Origin of the sequence: Microbacterium sp. (assembly GCF_031178525.1) — a bacterium.
Taxonomy (GTDB): domain Bacteria; phylum Actinomycetota; class Actinomycetes; order Actinomycetales; family Microbacteriaceae; genus Microbacterium.
The window spans coordinates 1-2994 of sequence record NZ_JAPSJA010000281.1; the positions used below are offsets into that span (position 1 = coordinate 1).

Annotated in this window: 4 protein-coding genes; 1 reads left to right on the top strand and 3 read right to left on the bottom strand. The window is 73.0% G+C overall.

What is annotated here, in order from left to right:
- A partial coding sequence (locus RIF89_RS13150; protein ID WP_309069546.1) for a class I SAM-dependent methyltransferase occupies window positions 1-680 on the bottom strand: 680 nt, incomplete at its 3' end.
- Complete coding sequence (locus tag RIF89_RS13155; protein ID WP_309069547.1) at window positions 677-1423, bottom strand: HAD family hydrolase; 747 nt, start codon at window positions 1421-1423, stop codon at window positions 677-679. The genes RIF89_RS13150 and RIF89_RS13155, both read right to left, overlap by 4 nt.
- 167 nt (window positions 1424-1590) lie before the next feature.
- Between RIF89_RS13155 and RIF89_RS13160 the strand changes: the two genes are divergently transcribed.
- Entirely contained in the window at window positions 1591-2481 is an 891-nt protein-coding gene (locus RIF89_RS13160; protein WP_309069548.1) for a PAC2 family protein, read from the top strand.
- Window positions 2482-2525: 44 nt separating this feature from the next.
- On the opposite strand, the gene RIF89_RS13165 is transcribed toward RIF89_RS13160, so the two are convergent.
- Window positions 2526-2994 (bottom strand): undecaprenyl-diphosphate phosphatase (locus tag RIF89_RS13165; RefSeq protein WP_309069549.1); only part of this gene is annotated, 469 nt, incomplete at its 5' end.

The following is a 2994-nucleotide window of genomic DNA, read 5'->3' on the forward strand; positions in this document are numbered from 1 at the left end:
CCGGTGCCGCGGATGTACTCCGCGACGCGCGAGAGCTGGGTCGCGGTCGCGACGTAGCAGATCACCACGCCGCCGGGCGTGAGCGCGTCGGCCACGGCGTCCATGACCTCCCACGGCGCGAGCATGTCGAGCACGACGCGGTCGACAGAGCCGGGTTCCACGGCCTGCGGCAGCGCCTCTGCGAGGTCGCCCTCTCGCACCTCCCAGAAGTCCGGCGTCTCGCCGAAGAAGGTCTCGACGTTCCCGCGCGCGACGTCCGCGAACTCGGCGCGCCGCTCGAACGAGATCAGGCGGCCTTCCGAGCCCACGGCGCGCAGCAGCGACAGCGACAGCGCGCCGGACCCGACGCCCGCCTCGACGACGACCGCGCCGGGGAAGATGTCGGCCTGCGCGACGATCGCGGCCGCGTCCTTCGGATACACGATGGCGGCGCCGCGCGGCATCGACATCACGAAGTCGCGCAGCAGCGGACGCAGCGCCAGGTACTCGTGGCCCGAGCTGTTGGCGAACACCGAGCCGTCGGGATGTCCGATGAGCTGCTCGTGCTTGAGCACGCCGTGGTGCGTGTGCAGCTCGCCGCCCTCGCGCAGCGTGATGGTGTGCATGCGGGCCTTGGGTCCGGTCAGCTGCACGCGGTCGCCGTAGCGGAACGGTCCGCGCGGACGGGGGACGCCGGTCATGCGGAGGCCTCCTTGGACGGGGCCGCCTTGGCAGCCGCGCGCTCGGCGTGCAGAGCGCCGAGATCCGCGGCCGAGCGATCGGCGAGCGTCGGCCAGAGCGCGTCCGCGCCGATGTCGTCGAGCGCCAGGATGTTCGGGACGCCGAGGGCGACAGCGCCGGAGGCGATCGCCGAGCGCAGGCCGTTGGGCGAGTCCTCGATCGCGACCGTGTCGGCGATGTCCACCCCGAGCGCCTCCGCGGCCTGGAGGTACGGATCAGGGAAGGGCTTGGGCCGCGTCGCGTCGTCGCCGGCCACGACGACGTCGAACGCGTCGAAGCCGATCAGGTCGAGGATCGACAGGGCCATGTGGCGGTAGGACATGGTCACGAGGCCCGTCTTCACGCCGGCCTCCTTCAGGTCGCGCAGCAGCTCGAGCGCGCCCGGGCGGAAGGGCACGCCCTTGTCGGCGCACATGGCGATCACGCGCGCCGTGAGCGTCGAGATGATCTCGTCCTCGCTGAGGCGCACTCCTGCGTCCTGCAGGATCCGCGCCGACGCGTCGAGGCTCAGACCGACGAGCTGCAGCGCGTCCTCGTGCGTCCACGAGCCGCCGTACTCCTCGACCAGCGGGGCCTCGGCCGCGATCCAGTAGGGCTCGGTGTCGACCAGCGTGCCGTCCATGTCCCACAGGACGGCGGCGGGAAGCTGGCCGGCCGGCGCGGCGGCGCTCTGCTGACCGGGAAGGGTGCGGGGTGAAGTCACCGAGACAGCCTAGCCGCGGCCGCCCCGGAGGCCCCTGCGAGCCGGTCGACCGGGGCCGTCGGCGCGACAGGGAGAACACCGCGCGTCAGGCCACATGTGCGCACGACGCGCCTATCCTGGGACGAAGTCCCGCCGGGCACCTCGCGCGGCGGACGGAGAGGAGCCGAGTGGAGCACGAGGCCGACATCGCAGCGACCGCCGCCGGCGCGACCCTCGGACGCAGGATCATCGTCGCCGCGTTCGACGGATGGAACGACGCGGGCGAGGCCGCCACGAGCGCCGTGGGGCTCCTGCTCGCGAACGGCGCGTACGAGCCGGTGGTCAGCGTCGACCCCGAGCTCTATTTCGACTACCAGTACACGCGCCCGACCGTGGAGTCGGATGCTGCGGGCCGTCGGCGGCTGCGCTGGCCCGAGGCCACCCTGCACCGCCCCGTGAACCCGCGCCCGGGGCAGACGGAGTTCTGGGTGCTGACCGGCGTCGAGCCGGCCCGCGCGTGGCAGGCGTTCGCGGCCGAGTTCGTCGATGCCGCGCTGCGGGAGGACATCACGGGCTTCGTCACCCTGGGCTCGATGATGGCCGACGTGCCGCACACGCGCCCCATCTCGATCTTCGCGGGCAGCGACAACGAGGCCCTGCGCGGCGCCCTGGCCCTCGAGCGCAGCAGCTACGAGGGGCCTGTCGGCGTGCTGAGCGTGCTCGGCGATGCAGCCGAGCAGGCGGGCATCCCATCCGCGAGCCTGTGGGCGAGCGTGCCGCACTACGTCGCGGGCCACACGCCGTCCCCGAAGGCCACGCTGGCGCTGCTCGACCGGCTCGAGGAGCTCGCCGCGGCGGACGTGCCGCGCGGCACGCTCGCGGCGGAGGCGGCGACGTGGGAGGCGACCATCGACGCGGCGGCGTCCGACGACGACGAGATGCGCGAGTACATCCGTCAGCTCGAGCAGGCCCGCGACACCGTGGACGCTCCCGAGGCGTCCGGCGACGCGATCGCCCAGGCCTTCGAGAGCTACCTGCGCCGCAGCGACGGCCGCGGCAAGGACGAGCGCGGTCGCTGACGCCCCGCGCCGAAACTGTGCGGGCCGTGCTCGCGCAGGATCCGTCAGAAGGCCTGCAGCACCCCGGTCGCGAGCAGCACCAGCAGCACGCCGCCGAGCGCGACGCGGTAGATCACGAACGGCAGGAAGCTTCCGGTCTTGAGGTAGCGCATCAGGTAGGCGATCACGATCCAGCCCACGATGCCGGCCACGAGCGTCGCGACGACCGTCTCGCCCATGCCGTACGGACCGCTCTGCGGCTCGTTGAGCGCGTGCAGCAGCTCGTACAGGCCGCTGCCGAACACCGCCGGCACGGCGAGCAGGAACGCGTACTCGGCCGCGGCGGTGCGGTTGTAGCCGAGAAGCCGGGCGGCGGTCGTGGTGGCGCCGGAGCGGGAGACGCCGGGGACGAGGGCGAGCGCCTGCGCGAAGCCCATGGCGACGCCGCTGGGGTAGGTGATGTCGTCGAGGTCGCGCTCGCGGCGCCCGTAGCGGTCGGCGATGCCCAGGATGATGCCGAAGACGATCAGCACG